Source organism: Cellulosimicrobium sp. NPDC030954 (genome assembly GCF_055571305.1).
On the sequence record NZ_JBVIFN010000006.1, the window covers coordinates 12,170 to 36,204 of the forward strand.

Annotated in this window: 22 protein-coding genes; 14 read left to right on the forward strand and 8 right to left on the reverse strand. The window is 74.7% G+C overall.

The features are described from left to right. Nucleotides 1-6: 6 nt before the first annotated feature. A complete protein-coding gene (locus tag ACZ402_RS13015) occupies nt 7-1,545 on the reverse strand; it encodes an ATP-binding protein (RefSeq protein ID WP_375823390.1) in 1,539 nt (512 codons plus the stop codon). 157 nt (nt 1,546-1,702) lie between these two features. On the opposite strand from ACZ402_RS13015, the gene ACZ402_RS13020 reads away from it, so the two are divergent. The 4 genes from ACZ402_RS13020 (at nt 1,703) to ACZ402_RS13035 (ending at nt 4,829) form a co-directional block, all read left to right on the forward strand. Then, nucleotides 1,703-2,164 (forward strand): hypothetical protein, encoded by a 462-nt coding sequence (locus tag ACZ402_RS13020; RefSeq protein ID WP_375823389.1) that lies wholly within the window; start codon nt 1,703-1,705, stop codon nt 2,162-2,164. Continuing rightward, a complete protein-coding gene (locus tag ACZ402_RS13025; RefSeq protein ID WP_375823388.1) occupies nt 2,161-2,520 on the forward strand; it encodes a winged helix-turn-helix domain-containing protein in 360 nt (119 codons plus the stop codon). The genes ACZ402_RS13020 and ACZ402_RS13025 overlap by 4 nt, the downstream gene beginning before the upstream one ends. 88 nt (nt 2,521-2,608) lie before the next feature. Continuing rightward, nucleotides 2,609-3,235: a DNA-3-methyladenine glycosylase I gene (locus ACZ402_RS13030; RefSeq protein ID WP_375823387.1), complete on the forward strand. Its 627-nt coding sequence runs from the start codon at nt 2,609-2,611 to the stop codon at nt 3,233-3,235. A gap of 151 nt (nt 3,236-3,386) precedes the next feature. Beyond that, nucleotides 3,387-4,829, forward strand: coding sequence for an L-serine ammonia-lyase (locus ACZ402_RS13035; protein ID WP_375823386.1), 1,443 nt, complete (start codon nt 3,387-3,389; stop codon nt 4,827-4,829). Nucleotides 4,830-4,956: 127 nt separating this feature from the next. Here ACZ402_RS13035 and ACZ402_RS13040 read toward each other — a convergent pair whose 3' ends face one another. Next, nucleotides 4,957-5,499 carry a DapH/DapD/GlmU-related protein gene (locus tag ACZ402_RS13040; RefSeq protein ID WP_375823385.1) on the reverse strand — a complete coding sequence of 181 codons (543 nt, stop codon included), beginning with the start codon at nt 5,497-5,499 and terminating at the stop codon, nt 4,957-4,959. A gap of 20 nt (nt 5,500-5,519) precedes the next feature. After that, nucleotides 5,520-6,824 (reverse strand): glycosyltransferase, encoded by a 1,305-nt coding sequence (locus ACZ402_RS13045; RefSeq protein ID WP_375823384.1) that lies wholly within the window; start codon nt 6,822-6,824, stop codon nt 5,520-5,522. A gap of 158 nt (nt 6,825-6,982) precedes the next feature. On the opposite strand from ACZ402_RS13045, the gene ACZ402_RS13050 reads away from it, so the two are divergent. The 6 genes from ACZ402_RS13050 (at nt 6,983) to ACZ402_RS13075 (ending at nt 15,616) form a co-directional block, all read left to right on the forward strand. Then, complete coding sequence (locus tag ACZ402_RS13050; RefSeq protein WP_375823383.1) at nt 6,983-7,630, forward strand: TetR/AcrR family transcriptional regulator; 648 nt, start codon at nt 6,983-6,985, stop codon at nt 7,628-7,630. 39 nt (nt 7,631-7,669) lie between these two features. After that, nucleotides 7,670-8,269 carry a sulfite oxidase-like oxidoreductase gene (locus tag ACZ402_RS13055; RefSeq protein ID WP_087470305.1) on the forward strand — a complete coding sequence of 200 codons (600 nt, stop codon included), beginning with the start codon at nt 7,670-7,672 and terminating at the stop codon, nt 8,267-8,269. Between the two features lie 27 nt (nt 8,270-8,296). After that, complete coding sequence (locus ACZ402_RS13060; protein WP_375823382.1) at nt 8,297-9,100, forward strand: ferredoxin reductase; 804 nt, start codon at nt 8,297-8,299, stop codon at nt 9,098-9,100. 105 nt (nt 9,101-9,205) lie between these two features. Further along, entirely contained in the window at nt 9,206-10,516 is a 1,311-nt protein-coding gene (locus ACZ402_RS13065) for a serpin family protein (RefSeq protein ID WP_375823381.1), read from the forward strand. 21 nt (nt 10,517-10,537) lie between these two features. Then, complete coding sequence (locus ACZ402_RS13070; RefSeq protein ID WP_375823380.1) at nt 10,538-11,851, forward strand: serpin family protein; 1,314 nt, start codon at nt 10,538-10,540, stop codon at nt 11,849-11,851. A 384-nt stretch (nt 11,852-12,235) separates the two neighbouring features. Beyond that, a complete protein-coding gene (locus ACZ402_RS13075) occupies nt 12,236-15,616 on the forward strand; it encodes a discoidin domain-containing protein (protein ID WP_375823379.1) in 3,381 nt (1,126 codons plus the stop codon). Between the two features lie 35 nt (nt 15,617-15,651). On the opposite strand, the gene ACZ402_RS13080 is transcribed toward ACZ402_RS13075, so the two are convergent. Beyond that, entirely contained in the window at nt 15,652-16,233 is a 582-nt protein-coding gene (locus tag ACZ402_RS13080) for a pyridoxamine 5'-phosphate oxidase family protein (protein ID WP_375823378.1), read from the reverse strand. Nucleotides 16,234-16,429: 196 nt separating this feature from the next. Between ACZ402_RS13080 and ACZ402_RS13085 the strand changes: the two genes are divergently transcribed. After that, nucleotides 16,430-17,455 (forward strand): App1 family protein, encoded by a 1,026-nt coding sequence (locus ACZ402_RS13085; RefSeq protein ID WP_375823377.1) that lies wholly within the window; start codon nt 16,430-16,432, stop codon nt 17,453-17,455. 81 nt (nt 17,456-17,536) lie between these two features. Continuing rightward, nucleotides 17,537-18,388 (forward strand): hypothetical protein, encoded by an 852-nt coding sequence (locus tag ACZ402_RS13090; protein WP_375823376.1) that lies wholly within the window; start codon nt 17,537-17,539, stop codon nt 18,386-18,388. Nucleotides 18,389-18,496: 108 nt separating this feature from the next. Here the strand turns inward: ACZ402_RS13090 and ACZ402_RS13095 are convergent, their stop codons facing one another. The 3 genes from ACZ402_RS13095 to ACZ402_RS13105 form a co-directional block, all read right to left on the reverse strand. Then, nucleotides 18,497-19,657, reverse strand: coding sequence for a hypothetical protein (locus tag ACZ402_RS13095; protein WP_375823375.1), 1,161 nt, complete (start codon nt 19,655-19,657; stop codon nt 18,497-18,499). 86 nt (nt 19,658-19,743) lie between these two features. Beyond that, a complete protein-coding gene (locus tag ACZ402_RS13100) occupies nt 19,744-20,394 on the reverse strand; it encodes a response regulator (protein WP_375823374.1) in 651 nt (216 codons plus the stop codon). After that, nucleotides 20,391-21,731: a sensor histidine kinase gene (locus tag ACZ402_RS13105; RefSeq protein ID WP_375823373.1), complete on the reverse strand. Its 1,341-nt coding sequence runs from the start codon at nt 21,729-21,731 to the stop codon at nt 20,391-20,393. The genes ACZ402_RS13100 and ACZ402_RS13105 overlap by 4 nt, the downstream gene beginning before the upstream one ends. A 111-nt stretch (nt 21,732-21,842) precedes the next feature. Between ACZ402_RS13105 and ACZ402_RS13110 the strand changes: the two genes are divergently transcribed. Next, nucleotides 21,843-22,586, forward strand: a complete 744-nt coding sequence (locus ACZ402_RS13110) for a ZIP family metal transporter (RefSeq protein WP_375823372.1) — start codon at nt 21,843-21,845, stop codon at nt 22,584-22,586. A gap of 3 nt (nt 22,587-22,589) precedes the next feature. Here ACZ402_RS13110 and ACZ402_RS13115 read toward each other — a convergent pair whose 3' ends face one another. Next, the gene (locus tag ACZ402_RS13115; RefSeq protein ID WP_047230993.1) at nt 22,590-23,234 is read right to left on the reverse strand and encodes a lysophospholipid acyltransferase family protein; all 645 of its coding nucleotides are present in this window, start codon (nt 23,232-23,234) and stop codon (nt 22,590-22,592) included. Between the two features lie 92 nt (nt 23,235-23,326). Between ACZ402_RS13115 and ACZ402_RS13120 the strand changes: the two genes are divergently transcribed. Then, nucleotides 23,327-24,007: a zinc-ribbon domain-containing protein gene (locus ACZ402_RS13120; RefSeq protein WP_465272264.1), complete on the forward strand. Its 681-nt coding sequence runs from the start codon at nt 23,327-23,329 to the stop codon at nt 24,005-24,007. Nucleotides 24,008-24,035: the final 28 nt, after the last annotated feature.

Below are 24,035 nucleotides of genomic sequence, written 5' to 3' on the forward strand. Positions count from 1 at the left end.
CGCGGCTCAGAGCATGCGCCGCGCGCGCAGGTACGCGGCGAGGTCGTCGTAGCGGCCGTCGTTGTTCGCGAACGTGACGACGTTGCGCGCGGACTGGAGCCACGCCGTCGTCGAGGGGCGCACGTCCGCGAGCGCCGCCTCCAGGTCCGCCATGGTGATCGGGCGCACCTGCCCGGTCGCGATGGAGTCCATCATCGCCTTCTCCGCGGCCGTCGCCGCGAGGTGCTCCAGGTCGGCGCCGGAGAAGCCCTCGGTGCGCCGGACGACCGCGCGCAGGTCGATCCCCGCGACCGGGCGGCCCGCGAGGTGGTGGCGCAGGATCGCCTCGCGCGCGGGCTCGTCGGGCGGCAGCACGAGCACGACACGGTCGAACCGCCCCGGCCGCAGGAGCGCCGTGTCGACGTCCCACGGGTGGTTCGTGGCGCCGAGGACGAACAGCCCGTCGTTGTCGGAGCCGATGCCGTCCATCTCCTGCAGGAGCTGGTTGACCACGGTCCGCATGCCCGACGACCCGGAGTACTGCGCGCGCTTGCCGCCGATCGCGTCGACCTCGTCGAGGAACAGCACGGCGGGCGCGAGCTGTCGCGCCCGCTGGAACAGGGCGTGGAGGTTCTGCTCGCTCTCCCCGATGTACTTGTCGAGGATGTCCGCGAGCGTCACGGTGAGGAACCGTGCGCCGAGCTCGCCGGCGACGGCCCGCGCCATGTACGTCTTGCCGGTCCCGGGCGGCCCGTAGAGCAGGAGCCCGCCGCGCAGGGACTTGCCGAACGCCTTCGCGATCGCCTGGTTGCGCATCGGCTCCAGGAACGCCTCACGGATGCGCTGCTTCACCGGCTCCAGGCCGCCGACGTCCGCGAGCGTCACCGTCTCGCGCGAGACCTCGAGCAGCCCGGACCCGTCGTCGGGGGCGTCGTCGCGCGCAGGGACGAGGAACGGCTGGCCGCCCGGGGCCGGGACGCCGCCGCCGTCCTCGTGGGGCGGCCCCTCGCGGGGCGGCACCTCGCCGGCCGGTGACTCGACGGCCGGTGGCTCGACGAACGGGGCCGGGACGTGGACGCCCACCTCGTGCTCCAGCCGGTCCCAGTCGATGCCCGACGGCGCCGCGGGGCCCGGGGCCGCGGGGGTGCCGCGCACGGCAGGCTGCACGGGCTCGGCGGGGATCCCCGTGGTCGGGTTCGCGGGCGCACCGGGGGCGCGCGGGACGGTCGTGTCGGACGGGACGCCCGTGATGATCCCGTCGTCGAGGCCGCCGGGGGCGGACGCCGGCGCGTGCAGCCCGGCGACCGGGGCCGGCGGCGTGGCGGGTGCCGTCGCGGGCCGGTCGGCCACGGGGCTGCTTCCCGTCGCCGCGGCGACGGCCGAGTCCTGGACGAGGCGCAGCGCCTCGCCGTCCGACGGGTCGATCCGCAGCGCGGCGCTCGCCTGCTCGAGCGCCTCGACCGGACGCCCCGCCGCCAGCAGGAGGCTCGCGTAGTGGACGCGCAGCGGGGCGCTCGACGGCGCGGCCGCCACCGCGGCGGCGAGCGCGGCCAGGGCGTCGGACATGGGTGCTCCTCGGGTCGGGCGGGGACGACGACGCCGGTGCACCCGTGAGAGCGGCCGGCCGGGAACAGTGTGCCCCGGACCGGTGACGCCGACCATCGGCACAACTCCCCGAGGCAACTGCTTGCCGCAATGGAAAGTAGATGCTTGGATGGCATCCATGAGCACCGACGACACGACCGCCCGCCCCGCCCCCAGCCCGGCCGAGGCCACCTCCGCGCTGGAGCACGCCGCACGGCTCGCCGCCTCGACACGGACCCGCGGCTGGCGCTGGGTCCGCCTCTACCTCTCGGGCTGGGCGGCGGCGAGCGTCGGCCTCGTGCTCGCCCTGGGCCTCGGCGGGCGGATCGGGTTCGTCGTGGGCATGAGCGCCTGGGCCGTGATCGTCACGGCGGGTGTCACGTGGGCCGCGCGCCAGGGCAGCATGGCCGCCGGCACGCGCCGCCGCCTGGTCCTCGGCGCCGGCTCGTGGGCCGTCGTCTACGGCGCGACGCTCTTCGTCGGGCTCGACCGGTTCGCGGGCGACGTCGCGTTCTGGGTCCCCGCCGCCCTCGTCAGCGCGGTCCCGCTCCTCCTCGCGGCCTGGCTGCCCGCACCGCGCGACGCGGCGGCGTCCGCGTGACCGCCGGACGCGGCGCCGCCGACGACGCCGTCGAGCACCACCCCCGCCACACGCTCGACGAGGTGATCCACTCCCCCGTGCGCCTGTCGGTCGTCGCGGCGCTGTCCGGCGTCGAGAAGGCGGACTTCAAGACCCTGCGCGACACCATCGAGCTCTCCGACCCGACGCTGTCCAAGCAGCTCACGGTGCTGGAGGCCGCGGGGTACGTGGAGATCTCCAAGGAGCGCTCGGGTCGTCGCGCGCGCACGTGGGTCCGGCTGACGAGCACCGGGCGCGACGCGCTCGCCGCGCACCTCGACGCGCTGCGTGCCATCGCGGACCTCCGGCTGCCTCCGGCGCCGTCCCCGGGAGCCTGACCGTGCACAGGCCCGGACACCGCGGCCCCCGTCCACAGCGGGCGCCGGACGGCGCCTCCGTGTCGGCGGGACCGGGCAGAGTGGACGCATGACGACCGACACGACCGCGTCGACACCCCTCGCGGTGCCCGACGACGCGCCCGCCGACGCCCCCGGTCCCGGCGCCCGCTGCTTCGGCGACGGGGACCCGCTCTACGAGGAGTACCACGACACCGAGTGGGCGGTCCCGGTGCACGGGGACACGGCACTGTTCGAGCGCCTGGCGCTCGAGGGGTTCCAGTCCGGCCTGTCCTGGATCACCGTGCTGCGCAAGCGCCCCGCCTTCCGCGAGGTGTTCGCAGGGTTCGACCCGGAGGCCGTCGCCACGTTCGACGAGCCCGACGTCGAGCGCCTGCTCGGCGACGCCCGCATCATCCGCAACCGGCAGAAGATCACCGCGACGATCGACAACGCGCGCGCCCTCCTGGTGCTCCAGGAGAGCGGGCGCACGCTGGACGAGCTGATCTGGTCGTTCGCACCACCGGCCCGCCGCGAGCGCCCCGCGACCTGGGGCGACGTCCCGGGGCTCACCCCCGAGTCGACCGCGCTCTCGAAGGCGCTCAAGAAGCTGGGCTTCCGGTTCGTCGGGCCGACGACGGCCTACGCCGCGATGCAGGCGTGCGGCCTCGTGGACGACCACCTCGCCACCTGCCCCGTCGTGCTGCACCGGCCGTGAGCAGCGGCGAGCCGCACCGCGGTCCGCCCTCCTCCCCGGGGGACGGCCCGCGACTCCGGTGCCGGCAGGGCGAGCAGACCCGTCGGGCATCTCCGTGCGCGGCCCTCGCTGGCGCCGACCACATGGTGAGACGAGGTGCGACGATGGCCTCATGAGCGCGTACGTGTCCGTCCTCGACCTCTTCTCCGTCGGCGTAGGTCCGTCGAGCTCGCACACCGTCGGGCCGATGCGGGCCGCGAAGGCGTTCGTCGCGGCCCTGGACGACCGCGGCGCGCTGGGCGAGGTCGCCGGCCTGCAGGTCGTGCTGTGCGGGTCGCTCGGGGCGACGGGCGTCGGCCACGGCACGCCGGACGCCGTCGTCGCGGGGCTGCTCGGCCTCGACCCCGAGACGTGCGACCCGGCGCGCGTCCCCGGCTCGTGGGAGAAGCTGGGCGACGGGGCGCCCGTCACGCTGCTGGGCCGGCACCGCATCACGATGACGAGCGACGACGTGCGCCTCGCGCCGCTGACCCGCATGCCCGGCCACCCCAACGGCATGCGGTTCACCGCGCTCGACGCAAGCGGGGCGCCGCTCGCGGAGGAGGCGTACTACTCGGTGGGCGGCGGGTTCGTGCTCACCGCCGCGGCGCTCGAGTCCGCGGCCGCGAACGAGGCGGCGCAGGTCGGCGCCGAGCTCGCGGGCGAGGCGATCGACCCCGGGACGGAGCCGACGGGCGTGCCGTTCCCCTTTGCCAACGCCGCCGAGCTCCTCGCGCTGTGCGAGCGCGAGCGCACCTCGATCGCGGCGCTCGCGTGGGCGAACGAGTCCGCACTGCGCCCCGCCACCGAGGTCGAGGCGGGCGTCGACCGGATCTGGGACACCATGAGCGCGTGCGTGGACGCCGGGCTCGAGCGCGACGGGGTGCTGCCCGGCCGCCTCCAGGTCCGCCGTCGGGCGCGGGCGCAGCGCGAGCGTCTCGAGCTGGCCGACGAGCGCGGCGCCGACACGACGATCGAGTGGCTCCAGGCGTTCGCCATGGCCGTCAACGAGGAGAACGCCGACGGGCGCCGCGTCGTGACCGCCCCGACGAACGGCGCCGCCGGCATCATCCCCGCCGTCGGACGCCACTTCCTGCGCACCCACCCCGACGTCGCCGCGGACCCCGCGCGCCGACGTCGGGCCATGCGCACCTACCTCCTCACCGCCGCCGCGATCGGCGCGCTCTACAAGCGCAACGCGTCCATCTCCGGCGCGGAGGCCGGCTGCCAGGGCGAGGTCGGCTCGGCGTGCTCCATGGCGGCGGGCGCGATCTGCGCCGTGCTCGGCGGGACGCCCGCCCAGGTGGAGAACGCGGCCGAGATCGCGATGGAGCACAACCTCGGGCTCACGTGCGACCCCGTCGGCGGGCTCGTCCAGGTCCCGTGCATCGAGCGCAACGCCATCGCCGCGTGCACGGCCGTCTCCGCGGCGCGCCTCGCCCTCCAGGGCGACGGCTCGCACGTCGTCTCGCTCGACACCGTCATCGAGACGATGCGCCAGACCGGCGTCGACATGTCGACCAAGTACAAGGAGACCTCGACGGGGGGCCTCGCCGTCAACGTCATCGAGTGCTGAGCCGGAGCGCAGCGAAGCAAGCGCAGGCTCCAGCACGACCGACAGCCCGCGTGCCGAGCCGGAGCGCAGCGGAGCAAGCACAGGCTCCAGCACGACCGACAGCCCGAGTGCCGAGCCGGAGCGCGAATCACCAGGTGCGGCGCACGGACGCCTTGGTGCCGGTCACGAGGCTGCGCGCCGGGACGTCGTCCGCCACGACCGCGCCGGCTGCGACGACCGCGTCGCGGCCGATGGTCACGCCGGGCAGGATCGTCGCCCCGGCGCCGATCCACACGTTCTCGTGCACGTCGATGGGCCCGCCGGTGAGCCAGACCTTGCGGTCGTCGGTGTCGACCGGGTGCCCGACGGTGACGAACGTGACCTTCGGCGCGACCATGACGCGCTCGGCCAGCCGGATGCCGGCGTAGTCGAGGAACGTGCAGTTCTGGTTGACGAAGACCCGCTCCCCCAGGTCGAGGTTCAGCCCGTGGTCGGTGAAGAACGGCGGGTAGATCGTCACGCTCGGGGGCAGCGGGCGGCCGAGGATCTGCGCGAGCAGCCGCGCCCGGCCGTCCTCGTCGTCGAACGGCAGGACGTTGAGCCGGGAGGTGAGCTCGGTGGCCCGCAGCACCCTCTCGGACATGGCGCGGAACTCGGGGCCGTGGATGCGCATGAGCAGGTCGCTGGGCATCCCCCGATCCTGCCTCCGGGTCAGCGGACGGCGCGCGACGCCTCGCGGGCGGCGACGACCTCCTCGACGACGTCGGCCACGCCGGCCTCGCCCGGCGAGGCGGCGATGTGCTCGCCGAGGCGCTGGCTCGCGCGGGCGTACGACGGGTCGGCGAGCAGGCGCCGCACCGCGCGTCGGACCTGGCCGGGGCGCGGGGTGCTCGTCCGCAGCCGCACGCCCGCGCCGGTCCACGCGACGCGTGCGGCGACCTCCGCCTTGTCCTCGGTCTTGCCCGCGACGACCACGGGGACGCCGTGCCGCAGCGCGTGGTGCACCCCGCCGTAGCCGCCGTTCGTGACGAGGACCGAGGTGCGCGGGAGCAGCGCGTCGTACGGGAGGTACTCGGCCGCGCGCGCGTTCGCCGGGAGCGGCCCGAGCGACCCGACGGGCCGTCCGCCGGTCGCCGCGACGACCAGCACGTCCTCGCCCGCGAGCGCGCGCAGCGTGGGGACGAGGAGCTGGGTCGGGTCCTCGTTCGCGACGGTCCCCTGCGTGACGTGCACGACCGGCCGGCGGGTGTCGAGGTCGCCCCACCACGCGGGGAGGTCGCCGTTCCCCGCCGCCGGGCGCGGCGGGCCGACGAACCGGACGGGGGCCGCGACGTCGGGCCGGGGGTACTCGAGCTCGGGGACGGTGAGCTGCACGACGGCGTCGGCGTCGGCGGGCCAGCCGAGGAAGAACGTGCCGCTCGGCTCCCCGCCCGCCGCTCGGACCATGTCCTGCGCCGCGCGCTGCGGGGCGGCGAACGCGACCCGCTCGACGAAGGCGTGGAGCGCACGGTTGCGCAGGACACCGAGGGGGCCCCGCGCGGGCAGCACCCCGAGGCCGAACGGCGCGGTGTGGTCGCTCTTCAGCCCGAGCGGGAAGATCCCGAGCGCGAGCACCGGTGGTCGACGGTCGGCGGGCACCGAGACGAGCGGCATCGCGCCGAGGAACAGGGGCTCGACGAGCACGACGTCCGCCGGGCGCTCGGCGAGGGACGCGAGCACCGCCCGGTGCTGCGCCGCGCCGGGCGTCACGAAGATCTCGAGCATGTCGTGGCGGATCGCGTCGAGCCCGGTGCGCCCCGCGCGGCCGGGGAACGCGGCGGCGAGGTCGCGGTCGTCGAAGTCGGCCGCGGCCGGGAGCGGGACGTGCTCGGCGCCGGCGGCCTCGACGGCGGCGCCGAACCGGGCGCCGGTGAGGAACCGGACGTCGTGCCCGCGGGCGACGAGCGCTCGGGTGACGGCGAGCAGCGGGGTGACGTGGGCGTGCACCGGGGTGGAGCAGAGCAGGACGGTGGCCATCGGTGGGGCCTCTCTCGTGGCGGCGCGCGTCGCGCCGGTCGGACGGGAAGGCGCAGGACCGGGCCGTCTGCGCGAGGGACGCCGGTGGGGAGACGGCGTGTGAGAAGATCGATCAACCGTCAGGAGTATTCATCACCTTCAAGGGGTAGTCAATAGTGGTGCCTCGTGCCTATACGTCCGACCTCCGCACCGAGCAGGCCGCGCGCACGCGCGAACGGGTCGTGCGCGCCGCCGCGCACGAGCTGACCGAGCACGGCTACGAGCGCACGACGCTCGCGCGCGTCGCCGCGCGCGCAGGCGTCTCGCTCGAGACGGTGAAGGCGCACGGCCCCAAGCGCGCCCTGCTGCTCGCCGCGTTCGAGCTCACGTTCGCCGGGTCGGAGGGCCAGGAGTCCCTGGGCGAGCGGCCCGAGGGACGCTCGGTGGCCGGCACCACCGACCCCGAGGAGTTCCTCGACGGCCTCGTCGCGCTCGTCGCGGCGGCGAACGAGCGCGTCGCCGGCCTGTGGTCCGCCTTCACCTCGGCGGCGCGCTCCGACGACGCCGTCACCGCAGAGCTCGACGCGCTCCTCGAACGCCGCCGCGCAGACCTGCGCGCGAGCGTCGACGTGCTCGCCGCGCACGGGTTCCGCCCCCGGGCACCGCGGGACGAGGCGGCCGAGTCGCTGTCCTACCTCCTCGCACCCGAGGGCTGGACGCACTTCGTCGCGGGCGCCGGCTGGTCGGGCGAGCGGTACCGCGCCTGGCTGCGCGACGGCGTCGTGCGCCTCGTCGCGGCGCCCCCGGAGGACGACGCCGACGCCTGAGCCCTGGCGCGCCGTCGGGCACCGCGCCTACCGTGTGCCATGAGCACGCTCACCCCCGGCTTTCACGGCCGGCCGCGCCCGCAGGGCGTGGCGCTCCCGCCGGGCCAGTACGTCGAGACCGGGTTCCCCGTGCTCTCGGCGGGGCCCACACCGCGCGTCGACACCGCGACCTGGCGGCTCGACGTCACGACCGAGACCGGCACGACGCACGCGTGGTCGTGGTCGGACCTCATGGCGCTCCCCCAGGACGAGCCGACCGTCGACATCCACTGCGTCACCCGGTGGTCGAAGTTCGGGACGTCGTGGCGCGGCGTCTCGCTCGACACTCTCCTCGCCGACGTCGAGTCGACCGCCGACTTCGCGATGATCGGCTGCTACGGCGGGTACACGACGAACCTTCCCGTCGCCGAGCTGCTGGGCGGCAAGGCGTGGGTCGTGCACACGTTCGACGGCGCCCCGCTGCACCCCGTGCACGGCGGCCCGGCGCGGCTGCTCGTGCCGCACCTGTACTTCTGGAAGTCGGCCAAGTGGGTCAACAGCATCACGCTCATGCCCATGGACCGGCAGGGCTTCTGGGAGCGCCTGGGCTACCACGACCTCGGCGACCCGTGGCGCGAGCAGAGGTACCAGGGTGACTAGCGCCCGCGGGACGATCGCGGTCGCGCGATGACCGAGGCGCCCGTCCGCCTCGGTGCCCGGTACGCGACGCCGTCGCGCTGGCAGATCGCGACGCTCGTCGACGCGTGGGCGGAGAGCCCGTCCGCACGGACGCTCGTCCTCGAGGTCCCCGCCTGGCCCGGGCACCTGGCGGGTCAGCACGTCGACCTGCGCCTCACCGCGCCCGACGGCTACACCGCCGAGCGCAGCTACTCGATCGGCAGCACGGCGACGCGCGCGTCCCTGCCCGACGCCGGCTCCCCCGCGCGCGTCGAGGTCACCGTGCAGCGCGTCCCCGGCGGGGAGGTCTCGACCTACCTCACCGACGTGTTCGCGGTGGGCGACGCGATCGAGCTGCGCGGGCCGGTCGGCGGCTGGTTCGTGTGGTCGCCCGAGCGCGACGGCGGGACGCCCGTCCTGCTCTCCGCGGGCGGGTCGGGGCTCGTCCCTCTCATGGCGATGCTCCGCACGCGCCGCGACGCGGGCGACCGGACCCCGTTCCGGCTCGTGTACTCCGTCCGCCGCCCCGAGGACCGGCTGTACGTCGCGGACCTCGACCGGCTCGCCGCCGCGCACGACGGGCTCGACGTCCAGGTCGTCTACACGCGCTCGGTGCCGCTGGGATCGATGCGCGGGCCGGGTCGCCTCGAACGACGCGACCTCGCGGCGTGGGGCTGGCCCGCCGAGATCGAGCCCGCGTGCTTCGTGTGCGGGCCGACGGGGTTCGTCGAGGCCGTCGCCCGCCAGCTCGTCGCGCTCGGCCACGACCCGGCGCGGGTCAAGACCGAGCGCTTCGGTCCCGCCGGAGACTGACGGACGTCCCCGGGGCCCTACCTGTGCGCAAGCCTGGCCCGCCGTGCGACATAGTCAGGTCGTGAGCGTGGCGCGTGCGCCATGGCAGTTCCACGAGGGGGCGGCATGACGACCTGGACGACACATCGGCCCGGCAGGCGGCGCAAGACCGCTCTGACCGGGGTCGTGGCCGTCGCGACCCTGGTGCTCGGGGCGTGCGCGACGCCGTCGAGCGAGCCGCCCGCGGTCACGACCGCGGACGTGGAGCGCCGGGTCGTGACCGTCGCCGACGCTCCCGCGACGGCCTCCGTCGTCGAGGCGACCGAGCGGCTCGGCCTGACCATGCTCGACGCGGCCCCGCGCGAGGGCAACGTCGTCGTGTCGCCGGCGAGCGCCGTCGTCGCCCTCTCGATGCTCGCGGAGGGCGCGCGCGGCGAGACCGCCGCGTCGCTCGACGCCGCGCTCGGCGCGAGCGGGCAGGACCGGACCGACGCCGTCAACGCCCTGCTCGCCGCGCTCCAGGACTACGACGGCGACCCCGCCCTCGTGCAGAAGGACGAGCTCCCGAAGACCCCGCTCGTGCACGTCGCGAACCAGGTCGTGCTCGACGACCAGGCCCAGGTCCACGACACCTACCTCGAAGCGCTCGCCGCCGGGTACGACGCGGGGGTGCTCGAGACCGACCTCGGCTCGGAGGCAGGCCTGGAGCCGCTGGGCCGGTGGGTCCGGCACCACACGGGCGGGCTGATCGAGGAGTCCGCCGTCGAGCCCGACACCGACTCCCGCCTCGCGCTCCAGAACGCCGCGCTGCTCGCGGCGCGCTGGTCGTCGCCGTTCGAGGAGCAGGCGACGCGCCCGAGCCCGTTCGTCCTGGCGGACGGGGCCGACGTCGACGCCGAGGCGATGCACCAGGAGCACGACTGGCGGTACGCCGAGGTGGACGGGTGGCAGGCCGTCCGGCTCCCGTACACCGAAGGCTTCCACGCCGACGTCGTGCTCCCGCCGGACGGTGTCGACCCGGCGACGCTCACGCCGGAGACGAGCGCTGCCCTGCGCGCGGCGCTCGACGCCACCTCGCGCCGCAGCGTCGCGCTCACCCTCCCGACGCTCGACGTCGACGCCGAGGCACCGCTCGACCTGAAGCCCGCGCTCGCTGCAGCCGGGCTCGGCGACCTGCTGGAGACGCCCGACCTGACCGGCATCAGCGACGAGTCGGGTCTGAAGGTGACGCAGGCGTGGCAGCAGGCCGTGCTGCGCGTGGACGAGGACGGCACCGTCGCGGCGGCGGTGACGGAGGTCGTCGTCGGCGTCGAGTCCGCGCCCATGATCGAGGACGTCGTCGAGCTGCGCGTCGACCGGCCGTACGTGTTCTCCGTGTCGCACACGGACACGGGGTGGCCGCTGTTCACCGCCGCGATCCGCGACCCCCGCCACTGACGAGAGGACGGCGAGAGCACCATGGCTCCGCAGACGAGCAGAGTCCGGACCGGCGCCGCCGTCGCGGCGGCGGCAGCCGCCGTCGGGCTGGTCACCGCGTGCGCGACCGGCGTCCCTGCCGGGCCCGATCTGCCCCTCGCGACCGCCGATGCGGCACGTCACGTCGTGACGGTCTCCGACGCGGACGCCACGCCCGACGTGGTCGGCGCGACCGAGACGCTCGGCCTGACGATGCTCGGTGCGGCCCCGCGCGAGGGCAACGTCGTCGTCTCGCCGGCGAGCACCGTCGTCGCCCTGTCCATGCTCGCGGAGGGCGCGCGCGGCGAGACCGCCGCTTCGCTCGACGCCGCGCTCGGCGCGAGCGGGCAGGACCGGACCGACGCCGTCAACGCCCTGCTCGCCGCGCTCCAGGACTACGACGGCGACCCCGCCCTCGTGCAGAAGGACGAGCTGCCGAAGACCCCGCTCGTGCACGTCGCGAACCAGGTCGTGCTCGACGACCAGGCACAGGTCCACGACACCTACCTCGAGGCGCTCGCGACCGGCTACGGCGCCGGGGTCCTGCACACGGGGGACCTCGGGACGGCGTCGGGCATCGCCCCGCTGAGCGACTGGGTCCGGTTCCACACGGGCGGGCTCATCGAGAAGAGCGCGGTCGAACCGGACGTCGACCTCCGCCTCGTGCTGCAGAACGCGGTGCTCTTCGCGGCGCGGTGGGAGGCGCCGTTCGACGAGGGCGAGACCCGGCCGGCACCGTTCCGGCTCTCGACCGCCGAGCAGGTGGACGTCGAGTCGCTGTCGCTCACCGAGTCGTGGGCGTACGCCGAGCACGACGGCTGGCGCGGCGTGCGCCTCCCCTACGTCGACGGGTTCCACGCGGACGTCGTCCTGCCTCCGGAGGGGACCGACCCTGCGACGATCACGCCGGCACGCACGACCGCGCTGCGCGTGGCGCTCGACGCAGCGACGCCGCAGCGGGTGGCGCTGACGATGCCGACCCTCGACATCCCGGTCGAGCGCGCGACGGACCTGCTCCCCGCGCTCACCGCCGCCGGGCTGGGCGGGTTGTTCGACCCCGTCGACCCACCGGACCTCAGGGGCATCAGCAACGAGGACCTGTTCGTGTCGCAGGCGAAGCAGCAGGCGATGCTCCAGGTCGACGCCGAAGGCACCGTCGCGGCGGCCGTGACGGAGATCGGCGCGCTGGCGATGTCGTCGGAGGCGGAGATCGTCCCGCTCAGCTTCCGCGTCGACCGCCCCTATCTCTTCTCCGTCTCCCACACCGACACCGGCTGGCAGCTCTTCACCGCGGCGATCCGCGACCCTCGCCACTGACTCCCCCGGCGTGCCCCCGGTCCACCGACGTAGACCCGTGGTCCACCGAGGTAGAGCCTCGGTCGGACCTCGGCTGTACCTCGCAGGCCAGGGCCCTGTCTCGACAGACGGCGACGAACCGGGCGCATCGGGTGCTTGCGACATCTCTTGACGTGTCCTTCACCCGGCAGTAGCGTTCTTGCGTGTTGACGCAAGAAATCAACACTCCGTTGTGCGGTGCGGCACAGCGGTACCGCAATTCTCGAAGGTACTGACCCGAGCCAGCCGGCCCCCGGCCGGACGTGCGCCGTGGCCCGTCCTCCGACCCGGGCGTCCGGTCCGGCGCGGGGTCGCGCTCGGCGCGGCCTGACGCCCGTCGACGACGACGGGAGATCGAGGACATCGATGAGACATCGACCCAGCACGTCGAACCGCACACCCGCCGGGGCGCCGCAGCGCCGGCTCCGCCTGCTCGCCGCGACCGCGGCGGCGACGGCCCTGCTCGTCCCGCTCGGCCTGACGACCACCGCGACGGCGGCGCCCACCGTGCTGTCCGCCGGCAAGCCGACGGCGGCGAGCAGCAACAACTCGCCGTACCTGTCCGGCAACCTCACCGACGGCAACCAGGGCACCTACTGGGAGTCGACCAACAACACGTTCCCGCAGTGGGCGCAGGTCGACCTCGGCGCGGCCGCCACGGTCGAGGACCTCGTGCTCAAGCTCCCGACGGGCTGGGAGACGCGCAACCAGACCCTCAGCGTGCAGTCCAGCACCGACGGCTCGACCTTCTCCACGATCAAGGCGTCGCAGGCGTACGCGTTCGACCCCGCGTCGGGGAACACCGTGACGATCGACGTGCCGGACACGTCCGCCCGCTACGTGCGCGTGCAGATCACCGCGAACACGGGTTGGCCCGCGGGCCAGCTCTCCGAGCTCGAGGTGCGCGGCACGGCCGGCGGCACCGACCCGGGCGGCCCCGGCGACCCGGAGCCTCCGACCGGCACCAACCTCGCGCTGAACAAGCCGATCGAGGCGTCGTCGACCGAGTGGCAGTTCGTGGCGAAGAACGCGAACGACGACAGCACCTCGACCTACTGGGAGGGCGCGGGCGGCCAGTACCCGAGCACGCTCACGGTCTCGCTCGACGCCGCCGCGCAGCTCACGGACGTCGTCGTCAAGCTCCCGCCCGCCTCCGTGTGGGGCCCGCGCACCCAGACCTTCGAGGTCCAGGGCCGCGCGACCGCGACCGGTGCGTGGCAGACGCTCAGGCCGTCGGCGGGCTACGCGTTCTCGCCGAGCACGGGGAACACCGTGACGGTCCCCGTCACGGGCACGGCCAAGGACGTGCGCCTGCGCTTCACCGGCAACACCGGCTCCGGCAACGGCCAGGTCGCCGAGCTCCAGGTGTTCGGCACCGCCGCGCCCAACCCGGACCTCGTCGTCACGAGCGTCACCGCGACGCCCGCCTCGCCGCTCGAGTCGCAGGCGATCACGCTGTCGGCGGTCGTGAAGAACATCGGTACGCAGGCGTCCGCCGCGACGGACGTCGCGTTCACGCTGAACGGCCAGACCGTCGCGACCAAGCCGGTCGGCGGCCTCGCGGCCGGCGCCCAGGTGACCGTCACGGCCGACGTCGGCGCCCGTCCCGCCGCGAGCTACGCGATCGGCGCGGTCGCCGACGCGGGCGGCACGGTCGCCGAGCAGAACGAGGGCAACAACGCGTACGCGAACCCGACCCCGCTCGTCGTCACCGCCGTCCCGAGCTCGGACCTCGTCCCGACGCTCACGTGGTCGCCCAGCAACCCGTCCGCGGGCGGCACGGTGACGTTCTCGGCGACGATCGCGAACCAGGGCAACGTCGCGACGTCGACGGCCGCGCACGGCCTGACCGTGACCGTGACGAACAAGGCGACCGGCGCCGTCGTGCGCACCCTCACGGGCTCCGCGAGCGGAGCGATCGCCGCGGGCGCGAGCAGCGCGAGCGTCGACCTCGGCCCGTGGACCGCCGCGAACGGCAACTACGACGTCAAGGTCGTCGCCGCGCCGGACTCGACCGAGGTCGCCGCGAAGCAGGCCAACAACACCGCCACCCGACCGCTCTTCGTCGGGCGCGGCGCCAACCTGCCGTTCGACACCTACGAGGCCGAGGACGGCGTCACGGGCGGCGGCGCGACCGTGCTGGCGCCCAACCGCGTCGTCGGCGACCTCGCGGGCGAGGCCTCCGGCCGGCGCGCGGTGACGCTCAACCAGACCGGCGCGTACGTCGAGTGGACCACCAAGGCCCCGACGAACACCCTGCTGACCCGCTTCTCCATCCCCGACTCGGCGGGCGGCGGCGGGACGACCGCGACCCTCGCGATCTACGTCGACGGGCAGTTCCTCAAGAACATCGACCTCACCTCGCGCTACGCGTGGCTCTACGGCAACGAGACCAACCCGGGCAACCAGCCGGGCCAGGGCGCGCCACGGCACGTCTACGACGAGGCGAGCACGCTGCTCGGCACGACCGTCCCGGCGGGCTCGACGATCCGCCTCCAGAAGACGGCGAGCAACACGAGCCAGTACGCGATCGACTTCGTCGACCTCGAGCTCGCGACGCCGCAGGCGAACCCGAACCCGGCGCAGTACACGCAGCCCGCCGGCTTCACGCACCAGGACGTCCAGGCGGCGCTCGACAAGGTCCGGATGGACACGACGGGCACGCTCAAGGGCGTCTACCTGCCAGCCGGCGACTACCAGACGTCGAGCAAGTTCCAGGTCTACGGCAAGGGCGTCGACGTCGTCGGTGCCGGGCCGTGGTTCACGCGGTTCTTCGCGCCGCAGGGCCAGGAGAACACCGACGTCGGCTTCCGTGCCGAGGCGAGCGCGAACGGCTCCACGTTCCGCGACTTCGCGTACTTCGGGAACTACACGTCGCGCATCGACGGCCCGGGCAAGGTCTTCGACTTCGCCAACGTGAAGGACATGACGATCGACAACATCTGGGTCGAGCACATGATCTGCATGTTCTGGGCGTCCAACATGGACGACTCGGAGGTCACGAACTCCCGCATCCGCAACACGTTCGCGGACGCGATCAACATGACCAACGGCAGCGCGAACAACCACGTGCACAACAACCAGGCGCGCGGCACGGGCGACGACTCGTTCGCGCTCTTCGCGGCCACCGACAACGGCGGCAGCGGGCAGCGCGGCAACGTGTTCGAGAACCTCACGTCGACCAACACGTGGCGTGCGGCAGGCCTCGCGGTCTACGGCGGCCAGGACAACACGTTCCGCAACATCTACATCGCGGACACCCTCGTCTACTCGGGCGTCACGATCAGCTCGCTCGACTTCGGGTACCCGATGGAGGGCTTCGGCCCGGCGCCCACCGTGTTCGACGGGCTCACCGTGGTGCGCTCCGGCGGGCACTTCTGGGGCGACCAGGTGTTCGGGGCCGTGTGGATGTTCTCGGCGTCCAAGTCGTTCGGGAACATCCAGGTGAACAACCTCGACGTCATCGACCCGACGTACTCCGGGATCATGTTCCAGACGAACTACGTCGGCGGGCAGCCGCAGAACACGTTCCAGAACCCGACCTTCACCAACGTCACCATCACGGGGGCGAAGAAGAGCGGTGACCGGTACGACGCCAAGTCGGGCTACGGCATCTGGGCCAACCCGATGCCGGAGGCGGGCCAGGGCCCGGCGGTCGGCACGGCGACGTTCACCAACCTCACGTTCTCGGGCAACTTCCGGGACATCGAGAACACGACGTCGACCTTCACCATCACGCGCAACTGACGTCCGTCCGCACCCGATCGACGCCGCAGCCCGCCTCACGGGGCGGGCTGCGGTGCGCGCGCCGCGCCCAGGCCGGTCGACGGCGCGCCGTCGCCGAACCGCCACCGCATCGCCGTGTGCTCGGCCCCGCGCGCGTACGCGAAGACGACGTCCGGCCGCACGGCGAACACGTACGCCTCCCCGCCGCCGCCCGCCGTGTCCCAGAACGCGCCGTCGCGGACCTCGAAGTGCCAGTCGTACTTGCAGCGCCACCGCTCCGCGAGGCGGTGCAGCGTCGCGTCGTCGGTGACGCGCACCGCGTCGCCCTCCACCACGACGTCCATGCCCTCCTCGTACCGGTTGGCCCCGGTCGTGAGGACGACGTGCGGGTTCGCCGCGAGGTTGCGCGCCTTGCGCTCGTCGCGCCCCGTGCAGAAGAACAGAGCGCCGTCGGCCGTCACGGTGAGCAGGGGCGTGACGTGGGGCCGCCCGTCGGGCCGCACCGTCGACACCCACGACACCCCCGCACGCTCGAGCGCCTCCCGGACGGCTGACCACGGCACCCGTGGCGCCTCGGGCGTGCTGTAGGCGGCGAGCAGGTCGCCGTGGTCGACGGTCGGGGCGGGCGTCTCGGTCATGGGGTGCTCCTGTCGAGGCTCGTCGGACGTCGGGGTGGACCGTGGCCGCGCCCGGATCTCATCGGTGCCCGACGCGCGGGACGCGCCTGCGTCCCGACGGTGCGACGTCACCGGGGTGTGACACAGTGGGGACCAGCCCCCGACGTCGACCGGAGACCGCCGCGCCCCCATGACCTCGACCCCGACCGAGCACGCCGTGACCCAGCGACCCCACCGGGCGGCGCGGATCGAGGACCGGTGGCGCGCCGTCGTCTCCCGCTTCCAGAAGGCGCGCGGGTGGCGCCCCCGCGTCGAGCCGTTCGCGGGGTACGGCACCCCGCGGCGCGTGCGCGTGCTGGCGCGCGTGCTCCTCGCGAGCCCCGCGTTCGACCCCGCGCTGCACGAGCGCGAGTCCGCCGACCGGCGCGGCTGGCGCTACTTCTTCACCGCGCCCGCCCCGCGCGAGGAGGTCCGCGTGCACGTCGGCGACGCGACCGTCGACCTCGTCTCCGACCGCAGCGGCTACCTCGACGCGACGATCGACGTCGCGCTCGCCCCCGGCTGGCACGACGTCACGTTCCGCCCGTCCTCGGGCGCGGTCGCGACGGGCCGCGTGTTCGTCGTGGCCGACGGGCGCCGGCTCGGCGTCGTGTCCGACATCGACGACACCGCGATGGTGACCGCCGTCCCGCGCCCCCTCATCGCCGCGTGGAACACGTTCGTCCGGCACTCGAGCGCGCGCGTGCCCGTGCCGGGCATGGCGGCCCTCTACCGCGGGATCGCGACCGAGCGCCCCGGCACCCCGTTCGTCTACCTGTCCACGGGCGCCTGGAACACGGCCGCGAACCTGCGCCGGTTCCTGCAGCGCCACGGGTTCCCGCCCGGCCCGCTCCTGCTCACGGACTGGGGCCCGACGAACACCGGCTGGTTCCGCAGCGGCCCGGAGCACAAGGACACGTCGCTCGACCGCCTCTTCCGGGAGCTGCCCGACGTCGACTGGCTGCTCGTGGGCGACGACGGCCAGCACGACCCGGACATCTACGCGCGCGCCGCGCGCCGGCACCCCGACCACGTCGCGGCCGTCGCGATCCGCGAGCTCACGCCCGCGCAGCAGGTCCTCGCCCACGGCTCGCCGCTGCCCGCACCCGGCAGCCTGCCCGGCGAGGTGCGCGGCGTCCCGACGGCGCACGGCCCCGACGGCGACGCCCTCACCCGCGCCCTCGCCCGGGCTCTGGGCCGCTAGGACGCGCCGACGAGTCCTCGCGCGCCGGGCCGCCCGGCGCGCCGGGATGCTGCGCGTCCTCGCGGGTGATTGCCTGAGGGGATGACGACGCCGGAGCTGCCCTTCCCCACGCCCGAGCCCGAACCCGAGCAGCCGCGGCGGACCTGGCCGTGGATCGTGCTCACTATCGTGGCGGTGCTGGTGATCGCCCTGGTCGTGTGGCTCGTCAACCGCCCGACGCAGGACGCGCCCGCGGCGGAGACCCCGACCGCGACGGAGTCCCCGAACCCGTCGCCGACGGACCCGGGCACGCCGAGCGACGACACGTCGACGCCCGCCGCCGAGGGGTGCCCCGCGGCGGGCGACGGCGTCCCGGCGGGGGCGGGCACGCACGAGATCGTCGACGTGGACGGCGACGGCCGCCCGGACACCGCGTGGCTGACCGGCGGCGCGGACCGCGCGTTCGGGATCACGACGGCGTCGGGCGCGACGTTCTCCGCGCCGATCGAGTCCGCGAGCCCCGTCGCGGCGAGCGCGATCGCCCAGCTCGTCGCTGCGGGCGACGCGACGGCCCCGATCGCGCTCGTCGACACCGGGCGCGAGGTCCTGCTGTTCTCCGCCGCCGACTGCGCGGTGACCCCGACGCAGAACGCCCAGGGCGAGCAGTACACGTTCGACAAGGGGTTCACCGGGTTCGGCACGGGCGTCGGCTGCACCGAGGTCGACGGCGAGCTGCACCTCGCGGGCCTGAACGCCGTGTCCGACGACGGCGCGTCCTTCACCGTGTCCCGCACCTTCGTCGACCTCGACGCGGGCGCGAAGACCGCCACGAACGGCGAGGAGGAGACGGTCGCGCAGGACGCGGCCCCGGACGACCCGGTCGTCACCACGGCGCAGGCAACGAGCTGCGGCGACCTCGTCGCCGGCCAGGACGGCCCGGTCGAGCCCCAGTAGCCGCCGAGCACGACATGAGGGCCGTCAACCGTCGGATAGCGACCCTCATGTCGTGCTCGACCGCGTGCGGTGTCGTGCTCGACGGCGAGCGACGTGCGGGGGTCGGCGCTACCCGCGGCCGCAGGCGCGGCAGGTGCCGCGGCGGCGGAGCCAGTAGGCGTAGGTGGCCGCGCCGAGGGCGAGGGACCACAGCGGCCACAGGAACGTCGGGCCGACGGCGCCCCACGAGTCCGCGGTGAGCGCCAGCCGGCTCTCGCCGAGCCCGATGACGATGAGCGAGAGCCCCGCGGGGAGCACGGCGACCGCCACGATCGTCGCGGGGACGACCGCCAGCCCGACCGGGACCCTGCGGCCCGCGAGCCCGACCATCCACCGGGGGAAGACCTCGCCCCAGCGCTGGAACAGGCCGAGGGTGAGCACGGCGCCGACGAGCGCGAAGCCGCCGAGCCCGAGCGCCGCGACCAGGCCGTCCTCCCCGGCGAGGTCGGCGACGTTCTCCGCCGAGAAGCCGAGCGGGATGCCGAGGACCCAGGCGATACGCGTCACCGCGTAGAACGTCGGGATCGCGGCGGCGACGAGCGCGGCCGTCCGGCCCCAGCGCGCCGCGGCCGCGGGCGTCGTCCAGGCCGGGTCGTGGCCGTCGTGCCGCCGTCCGCACGACGCGCACGCACCGACCCCCCGGCGCACGAACCGCCACGTCGAGGCGACGAGCAGCGCCGCGCCGGCCAGGAGCGCGAGCTGCGTCAGCGGGCCCGCGCCGAGGAAGTCCTGGAACGCCGCCCGGATCACCGGGTCGAACGGCGCCATGACGAGCGTGACCGGCAGGTACCCGAGCCGCGCCAGGATCGACGCGTCGGTGAGCGCGAGGACCCCGGCCGAGACGACCGCGGTGGCCGCGACCGTCAGCGCGCGGTCGGCCCGGCCGACGGTGCCGTGCCGGGCCCCGAGCCACGCCCGCAGCGCGGTCGCCGCGCCGACGAGCGCGAGGACCGCGACCCAGGGCGTGAGCGTCGAGCCCGCGACCCCGCTCAGGGCACCGAACGACAGGTCGTTCGCGTCACCCACCGCGAGCGTGCCGCCGGTCAGGGTGACGACGAGGGCCGCGACGCCCCCGACCGCCCACCACGCGGCGGCTGTCGGGGCGATCCACCGCCCGCGGGCCGCGTGCGCCCCAGGACCGGGCGGCGCACCGGCGAGGGACCCGACGACGACCGTGCGCGGGCCCGACGGCGTGGTGACGGAGGACGGGGGCGGGGTTCGTGTGCTCATGACTCGACCCTCGCGCCCGGCGGGCCGCGACGGATCACCCGCGGCGACGACGTCGCTCCCCCGTGCGGGGGAACGCTCGCGGCCGGTCAGCCCACCCGGACGAAGCCCGACTCGTAGGCGCGCACGACGGCCTGCGTGCGGTCGCGCACCCCGAGCTTCGCGAGGACGTTGCCGACGTGGGTGCGCACCGTCTCGACGCCGAGGTAGAGCTCGCCCGCGATCTCCGCGTTCGACAGCCCCTGCGCGACGAGCCGCAGCACCTCGCCCTCGCGCTCGGTGAGCTGCGCGGCGCGCAGCTCGTCGCCCGCGGGCGGGCGGGCCGTCGCGAGGCGCCGCACCGCGTCGGGGAACAGGAGCGACTCGCCCCGCGCGACGACCCGCACGGCCTGCGCGACCTCCTCGGGCCGCGCGCGCTTGAGCAGGAAACCGTGCGCGCCCGCGCGCAGCGCGTCGAGCACGTGGTCGTCGTTCTCGAACGTCGTGAGGACCAGCACGCGCGGCGCGTCGTCGCGCGCGAGGAGCGCCCGCGTCGCCGCGATCCCGTCGACGCGCGGCATGCGCACGTCCATGAGCACGACGTCGGGTCGCGCCCGCGCGACGACGCCCGGCACCTCCGCGCCGTCCCCCGCCTCGCCGACGACCTCGAGGTCCGGCTCCGCGCCGAGGATGACGCGCAACCCCGCGCGCACCAGGGGCTCGTCGTCCACGAGCACCACGCGCGTCGTCCCGTCGGTCATCCGCCCGATCCTGCCAGGGGGAACGTCGCGCGCACGACCCACGCGCCGCCGTCGGGCGCGGGACCCGCCGAGACCTCCCCGCGCAGCAGGTGGGCCCGCTCCCGCATCCCCGCGAGACCACGGCGCTCGCGCTCGGGGTCCTCGGCGGCCCGGCGCGGTGCACCCGGACCCAGCGGGTTGCGCACCTCGACGACCAGCGCGCCGCCGGGACCCCCCGCCACGCCGACGGCGACCGGCTCGCCCGGGGCGTGCCGGAGCGCGTTCGTGAGCGCCTCCTGCACGACGCGGTACGCCTCCTGCGAGACGGCGCGCGGGACGTCGGCCCGCGCGTCACCGCCCGTGCGCCGCACGTCCGCCCCGGTGCGGCGCGCGTCGTCGAGCAGGGCGTCGAGGTCGGCGAGCGTGCGCGCCGGGCTTCGCACGGGCGCGCGCGAGCCGTCGCCCGTGGCCGCGGCGACGTCCGCGCGGAGCAGGCCGAGCACGTGGTCGAGGTCCGCCATGGCGGTGCGCCCCGTCTCCTCGATCGCGGCGAGCGCGGCACGCGCGGCGACCGGGTCGCGGTCGAGGAGACGGGCGGCCGCGGCGGCCTGCAGGGTCGTGACGGTCAGCGCGTGGCCGACCGAGTCGTGCAGCTCGCGCGCGAGCCGGCCCCGCTCGGCGTCGCGGTCGGCCGCCGCCTCGAGCTCCGCGATGCGCTCCGTCTGGTCGGGGCCGAGGAGCGGGAGCGCCGCCTGCCGCAGCACCGCGCGCGCGAGCGCGACGGCGTACGGGACGGCGAGCAGCGCGAGCACCGCGGTGACCAGCCACGTCCATGCGGGCAGCGCCTCCCACGGCCGCCAGTCGGTGAGGAGGACCGGCTCCACGCCCGTCGCGGAGAGGACGAGCTGCGTCGCGACCGGGACGAGGAACAGCACCACGACGAGCACCGCGGCACCGAGCGTGAGGTGCAGCCCGTACCAGGCCGCGGCGCGCCAGCGCGTGGCCGCACCGGTTGCCGGTGCCCCCGGTGCGGGCAGCGGCACGTCGACGTCGAGGAACGTCCGGACCGCCGCGATCTCCAGCGAGCGCACCGTGGCCAGGAACGGCGGCGTGCTCACGAGGACCGCGGAGACGAGCGCCAGGACGAGGATCGCGACGCGCGGCGTCTGCAGCGAGGCGAACATCTGCACGAACCCGGCGACCAGCGTCACGTACGCGCCCGCGACCACTCCGCCGACCACGAGGTAGACGCCCGCCCGGACGGTGGTCGCGCTGCGCAACGGTGCGACGACCCGTCCCCATCCGCCCCGCCCCGGTGCGGTCGCCGCACGGGTCGGGCGGGCGTCGTCGGGCGTCATGGCCCCAGTCTCCCGGGACCGGGCAGGGCGCGCCTCCCCCGGCCGGGGGAACCGCACGAGCCGACCGCCCGTCCCCGCGCGGTCGCGCCCGGCCGCTGGTCCAATGGGCGCATGGTCGGCTTCTGGTGGGGCCTCGTCGGCGCGTCGTCGCTGCTCCTCGGCGCGGCGCTGGTCTTCTGGCGACCGCCGGGCCAGCGGCTCGTCGGGCTCATCATGGCGTTCGGCTCGGGCGTCCTCATCAGCGCGGTCGCGTACGACCTCGTGGAGGACGCGTCCACGCACGCGAGCGGGCTCGTGCTGCTCGCGGGCCTCGCGGGCGGCGCGCTGACGTTCTTCGTCGGCGACCGCATCATCGACCGGATGGGCGGCGAGGGCCGCAAGCGGTCCACCGGCGTGCAGGCGGAGTCCGTCCAGGCGGCGGGCGGCACGGGCGGCGCGGCGATCGCGCTCGGCACGGTGCTCGACGGGATCCCCGAGTCGGTCGTGCTCGGCGCGACCCTCATCGGGGGCGGCGGGGTCAGCGTCGCGATGCTCGCCGCCGTGTTCGTCTCGAACCTGCCCGAGGCGATGTCCGCGACGTCGGGGCTGCTCAAGGCGGGCACGAAGCCGTCACGGCTCTGGGTGCTGTGGGGGTCGACGACCCTGGTCTCGGCGCTCGCGGCCGGGATCGGCTACGTCGCGCTCGACGGCGCGTCGCCCGCGGTCGTGGCGGTCACGCAGGCGTTCGCCGCGGGGGCGCTGCTCACCATGCTCGTCGACACGATGATCCCGGAGGCCACGGAGTTCGGCGGCCCGGTCACGGGCCTGGTGACCGTGCTGGGCTTCGCGACGGCGTTCGGGCTGAGCTCGCTCTGAGCGTCAGGCCGCGAGGTCCTGGCCGCTCATGCGGTGGATCGACGCCATGACCTCGTCCGTGAGCTCGCGCCGTGCCTGCGCGGGCTTGGTGCCCGCCGTGATCTGGCGCTGCGGGTCGATGGGCTTGCCGAAGTGCACCTCGACGCGGTGCAGGCGCGGGATCCGCTTGCCGATCGGCTGCACCTTGTCCGTGCCGCGCACGGCGACGGGGACGACCGGGGCGTGCCCCGCGAGCGCCAGCCAGGCGACACCGGTGCGGCCGGCGTGCAGCTTGCCGTCGCGCGAGCGCGTGCCCTCGGGGTAGATGCCGAACGCGCCGCCGCGCTGCAGCACCTCGAGCGCGTCCTCGAGCGAGCGCTGCCCGGCGCGCGGGTCGTCGCGCTGGACGGGGATCATGCCGATCGTCGTGAAGAACCAGCGCGAGAGCCGGCCCTTGAGCCCGCGGCCCGTGAAGTACTCGGCCTTGGCGAGGAACGTGACGTGCCGCGGCGCGACGATCGGGATGAGGATCGAGTCGATGAACGACAGGTGGTTGCTCGCGAGGATGACCGCCCCGTTGCGCGGGATGTTGTTGCGTCCGGTCACCTGTGGTCGCAGCAGCACGTAGGCGAGCAGCGACAGGATGAGCCTCAGGACGCGGTAGGTCATCCGTTCATTGTGCACCGTCGTCGGCGCACGTCCGTGCACGCGGTGTTCCACCCGCTCGGGTCGGGTGTCGGACCCCCGCCCTACCGTGTCCGATGAGCTTGACCGTTCCGTTGGCACTCGCGAACACCAGGGGGAAAACCATGACAGAGCCTGCTGTGCCGTGCAGCTGCGGTACACCGATCGCTGACGATGCGCGATTCTGTTCCCGATGCGGCAGTCCGACAGTCCGACATGCACGGATCTGCCAGAGCAACGACGGCCCTGGCGTCAACATCGGCGGCGGGGTCAGCGCCGGGCGCGATGTCACGGTCAAGACGGGAGCCGAGTGGGACACTCGTGTCCCGATCGACTACGAGCGCGGAACTGTCCGGTCCCTCCTGCTCCCACCGGACCTGCTGTCAATCGTCGCCGGCGCCCTGGGGATCGGAACCACGCTCCTCGGCACAAGGTTCGACGTTCCGGTCTTGTCGATGACTCTGGTCGTCGTCGGCCTGGGCCTCCTTGCTGTCGCGTTCCTCGCCGTCCGTGCTCATGCTGACCTCCGCGCCAACAAGTTCCACTGTCTTCCGCTCGGGCTCGGGCTGCTCGAACGCGACCCGAACGGAAGGGTCGTCCGCTCGGACGTTCCGAGCAGCTTCTGTCCATACTGCCGCCCGGACAGCCCCGGCACCCTGACGCTGACACCGTCCCCAGCGGGTCCCTACTGGGCATGCTCCGAGTCGACGCAGCACCGGCTCCGGTTCGACCACACACAGATGCCGTCGATGCGCTGAGCCACCTCGCTGCAGGATCGCGCACCCT

Coding starts and splice junctions, on each gene's coding strand:
- ACZ402_RS13015 (WP_375823390.1), bottom strand. CDS start 1,545: ATGTCCGACGCCCTGGCCGCGCTCGCCGCCGCGGTGGCGGCCGCGCCG.
- ACZ402_RS13020 (WP_375823389.1), top strand. CDS start 1,703: ATGAGCACCGACGACACGACCGCCCGCCCCGCCCCCAGCCCGGCCGAG.
- ACZ402_RS13030 (WP_375823387.1), top strand. CDS start 2,609: ATGACGACCGACACGACCGCGTCGACACCCCTCGCGGTGCCCGACGAC.
- ACZ402_RS13035 (WP_375823386.1), top strand. CDS start 3,387: ATGAGCGCGTACGTGTCCGTCCTCGACCTCTTCTCCGTCGGCGTAGGT.
- ACZ402_RS13040 (WP_375823385.1), bottom strand. CDS start 5,499: ATGCCCAGCGACCTGCTCATGCGCATCCACGGCCCCGAGTTCCGCGCC.
- ACZ402_RS13045 (WP_375823384.1), bottom strand. CDS start 6,824: ATGGCCACCGTCCTGCTCTGCTCCACCCCGGTGCACGCCCACGTCACC.
- ACZ402_RS13055 (WP_087470305.1), top strand. CDS start 7,670: ATGAGCACGCTCACCCCCGGCTTTCACGGCCGGCCGCGCCCGCAGGGC.
- ACZ402_RS13060 (WP_375823382.1), top strand. CDS start 8,297: ATGACCGAGGCGCCCGTCCGCCTCGGTGCCCGGTACGCGACGCCGTCG.
- ACZ402_RS13065 (WP_375823381.1), top strand. CDS start 9,206: ATGACGACCTGGACGACACATCGGCCCGGCAGGCGGCGCAAGACCGCT.
- ACZ402_RS13070 (WP_375823380.1), top strand. CDS start 10,538: ATGGCTCCGCAGACGAGCAGAGTCCGGACCGGCGCCGCCGTCGCGGCG.
- ACZ402_RS13075 (WP_375823379.1), top strand. CDS start 12,236: ATGAGACATCGACCCAGCACGTCGAACCGCACACCCGCCGGGGCGCCG.
- ACZ402_RS13080 (WP_375823378.1), bottom strand. CDS start 16,233: ATGACCGAGACGCCCGCCCCGACCGTCGACCACGGCGACCTGCTCGCC.
- ACZ402_RS13090 (WP_375823376.1), top strand. CDS start 17,537: ATGACGACGCCGGAGCTGCCCTTCCCCACGCCCGAGCCCGAACCCGAG.
- ACZ402_RS13095 (WP_375823375.1), bottom strand. CDS start 19,657: ATGAGCACACGAACCCCGCCCCCGTCCTCCGTCACCACGCCGTCGGGC.
- ACZ402_RS13100 (WP_375823374.1), bottom strand. CDS start 20,394: ATGACCGACGGGACGACGCGCGTGGTGCTCGTGGACGACGAGCCCCTG.
- ACZ402_RS13105 (WP_375823373.1), bottom strand. CDS start 21,731: ATGACGCCCGACGACGCCCGCCCGACCCGTGCGGCGACCGCACCGGGG.
- ACZ402_RS13110 (WP_375823372.1), top strand. CDS start 21,843: ATGGTCGGCTTCTGGTGGGGCCTCGTCGGCGCGTCGTCGCTGCTCCTC.
- ACZ402_RS13115 (WP_047230993.1), bottom strand. CDS start 23,234: ATGACCTACCGCGTCCTGAGGCTCATCCTGTCGCTGCTCGCCTACGTG.
- ACZ402_RS13120 (WP_465272264.1), top strand. CDS start 23,327: ATGAGCTTGACCGTTCCGTTGGCACTCGCGAACACCAGGGGGAAAACC.